This is a genomic window from Streptomyces sp. NPDC054847 (genome assembly GCF_053610925.1).
Window position 1 is genome coordinate 1 of record NZ_JBSGZJ010000621.1, and the last position, 3,236, is coordinate 3,236.

2 protein-coding genes are annotated in these 3,236 nt (G+C 75.7%); one reads left to right on the forward strand and one right to left on the reverse strand.

Translation table 11 applies throughout. The features are described from left to right. Nucleotides 1-44: 44 nt before the first annotated feature. Nucleotides 45-1,400, reverse strand: coding sequence for a sigma factor-like helix-turn-helix DNA-binding protein (locus ACWGH4_RS33325; RefSeq protein ID WP_453467432.1), 1,356 nt, complete (start codon nucleotides 1,398-1,400; stop codon nucleotides 45-47). A gap of 116 nt (nucleotides 1,401-1,516) precedes the next feature. On the opposite strand from ACWGH4_RS33325, the gene ACWGH4_RS33330 reads away from it, so the two are divergent. Next, nucleotides 1,517-3,236, forward strand: a 1,720-nt coding sequence (locus ACWGH4_RS33330) for a cell division protein PerM (RefSeq protein WP_453467434.1), incomplete at its 3' end; no start/stop codon positions are given.

The window sequence follows — 3,236 nt, forward strand, 5'->3', positions numbered from 1 at the left end:
CCGGGTGACCGGGGCGGGCCCGCACGCGTATCGGAACGAGCTTGTCAGCCGTGCAGCGGGACGAGGCGCCCAGGCCCGTTCGCCGGGTCCGAACGGAGCTTGTCGCGAAGCGCCTTGTCCTGATCCGTCAGCCGGGGCGGCCCGTACTGCGGTGCGGGTACGCCTTCGATCTGCTGGGCCGGCGAGATCGGCGGATCGTACTGCCGTGGTGCCGTGACGAAGGTGAAGGCGGTCGCCGCGACGATCAGCGCGGTCGCCGCGACGGCCGCCCGTGTCCACATCCGCGCCCTGCGCTCGCACCCGCTGCGCACGTCGCACGCCGGTGTCATGAGAGGTGCGGGACCGGCGCAGGCCAGCGCCCCCAGCCGGTCCCGCAGCAGGCTCGTGTCCGCCAGTTCGGGGAGCCGCTCGGCCATGGCCTCACGCGCGTGCACGAGACGGTTCGCGGTGGCCGGGGTGCTCGCCTCCGTCTCCGCCGCTGTGTCCGGCAGTCCGAGCCCCAGGCCGTCGTGGAGCAGCAGCGCGCGGCGGTAGGAGGTGGGGAGTTCCTGCAGCGCCTCGAGCAGTTCCCGCCGGGGTTCCTCGGCGGGCAGTTCGTCGGGGTACCGGTGCGCGGGCCGCAGCCGGTTCCACGGGGACATGGCGTAGTCGTACGCGACCGCCCGCACCCAGCCCGCCGGGTCCCGGTCCACGGCGACCTCCGGCCAGCGCTGCCAGGCGTGGTGGAAGGCACGCTCGACCGACTCCTGGGAGAGCCGCCGGCGTCCGGTGAGCAGATACGTCTGGCGCACCAGGTCCGGGGCGGCGCCCGCGTAGAGCACGTCGAACGCCTCCTCCGGGCTGGGCGCCGGCACGGTCAGGGCCGCCGGACCGAGGGAGCCGACGGCACGCGGGACCTCGGCGGAGGGCGCCGTCGCGGACGGCGGTCCGGGCCTGCCGACGGGCCTCGGAGGCAGGATCGTGGGCGGTTTCGCGGCGCGTTTCACGGCGGGGCGGGGGCGGGTGTTCGCCGTGGGCTGCGCCGTGCGGGTCGGCCGTGCGGTGCGGACGTGGCCGTCTTCGTCCCGGGTCTCTTCGTCCCTGCCGTTCGGGTCCCGGTCTTCGTCCCCGCCGTCCTCGCCCCTGCCATTCAGGTCCCGGTCGTCCGTCGGGGGCCCGCCGCCCGGGGTGCTCTCCACGGTCTGCGTGCCGAGGGCGGCGAGCAGCCCGGCGTACGCCTCGCGCTTGCGCCCCCTGGGGTTCGTGCGTCCGGTCTCCCAGGACCGGATCGTCGCCCGGGTGACTCCCATCGTCGTCGCGACCTCGTCCTCGGAGAGGGAATTCGCCTCTCGGAGCCTGCGCCGTTCTTTCGGGGGCGGCAGGGGGGTTCCGGACGCGGAGCGGGTGATGCTCTCGGTCATGAAGGGCACCTCACGGCACTGCACGCGACGAAAAAGCACATAAACGTATCTTGGGCGACACATCGGTCATTCGCCCGTTACATGGATAAAGCGCGTGTCGTTGGCAGCATGGCCGCGTGACCCAAGTGACCGAACAGAGCCACTCAGTGCCGCAAGCCCCGGTCGCCGTGCAGGGCGGCACGTCGGTCGCGCTGGTCGCGTCGTTCGTACGCGGCGCGACGGCGGCCGGACTCGGGCTCGGCGTGATCACCGTGCTCGTGATGGTGATGTGGATCAGCTCGCCCTTCCCCGACAGCGACCCGTCCGACGCGCTGCACGTCGCGGCGGCTCTGTGGCTGCTCGCGCACGGCACGGAACTCGTGCGGACGGACACGCTCTCCGGGGCGCCCGCGCCCATGGGGATCGTGCCGCTGCTGCTCGTCGCCGTGCCCGTCTGGCTGGCCCACCGTGCGGCACGCGACGCCCTGGAACCGGCGGAGGGCCGGCCGAGGCCGTCAGCCTGGAGCGCGCCGACGATGGTGGCCAGCGGTTACGTGATGGTCGGTGCGCCGGTCGTGCTCTACGTCGCCGGTGGTTCCTTCGCCGCCGACCCACTGAGCGCACTGGTCCATCTGCCGCTCGTGACCTTCCTGGCCGCGGCCACCGGGGCCTGGACCGCGAGCGGCCGGCCGCTCGGACCGTTGCCGACCCGGGTGCCGAAGCGGCTGGGGGCGGCCCTCGCCCATGCCAGGGTGTCCGCCGCGCTGCGGTCCGCCGGCGCGGGCACGCTCACGCTGATCGTCGGCGGGGCGGTGCTGGCCGTGACCTCCACCGTCTGGCACGGGCGGGCCGCACAGGAGTCGTTCCTGGGCCTGTCCGGGGAGTGGTCGGGCCGGGCGGCCCTCGCTCTGCTGGCGCTCGCGCTGCTGCCCAACGCGGCGGTGTGGGGCGCCGCTTACGGGCTCGGGCCCGGCTTCACCCTCGGCACGGGCGCGACGGCTGCACCGCTCGCGGCGACCGGCACGCCCGCGCTGCCCGACTTCCCGCTGCTCGCGGCGGTGCCGGGGCAGGGGCCCGGCACGCCGCTGCACTGGGCGGCGGTCGCGGTGCCCCTCGTCGCGGGCGTGGTGCTCGCCTGGTTCACGGTGGGAGCGGCGGCCCCGCGGCACGGTGAGCGCGAGAGCGCCTGGAGCTCCGGCGGGACCGCCCTCACGGTGCTGCTCGGCGCGGTCGGCTGCGCCGTGCTCATGTGCCTGCTCGCCGCGGCGTCCGGAGGTCCGCTCGGGACCGGCCGCCTCTCGGAGTTCGGCCCCGTGTGGTGGCTCACCGGCGGCGCCGCCCTGCTCTGGACGGCCGGCCCGGGTGTCCCGCTGGCGCTGGCGCTGCGGGCGTGGCGGCTGCGGACGCCCGGCCGGGGGCTGCGCGGGCTGCTGCGCCGTGGCGGCGCCGAGGCCGAAGGGCAAAGGGACGCGGTGCCGTTCGTGGAGGTACCGGCGGCGTCCCCGGCGCCCTCGGCTCCGGCGGCGGGGGAGGAGCCGTCGGACACGGACCTCGACGGCGGGTCCGGCCCGCTCGACGACGAGTCCGAGCTGTACGACTTCCTCCCGGCGGACACCTGGACGGCCCGCGGGCCCCGTGAGGACCGCTGGACCGCGCTGAAGGAGTCCTCCCGCGGCCTGATGCCGGACTTCTCCCCGCTTCAGGTACCCGCACCACCGGCCGGGCCCGAGCCTGACGGCCGGTCCGAGTCCGACGCCGGGCCGGGGCCCGCCCCGGCGTCCCCGCCCGCCTCGCCGCCCATCTCGCCGTCCGCCTCACCGCCCGCGTCGCAGACGGCGAAGGGCTCGGGCGGGGAAC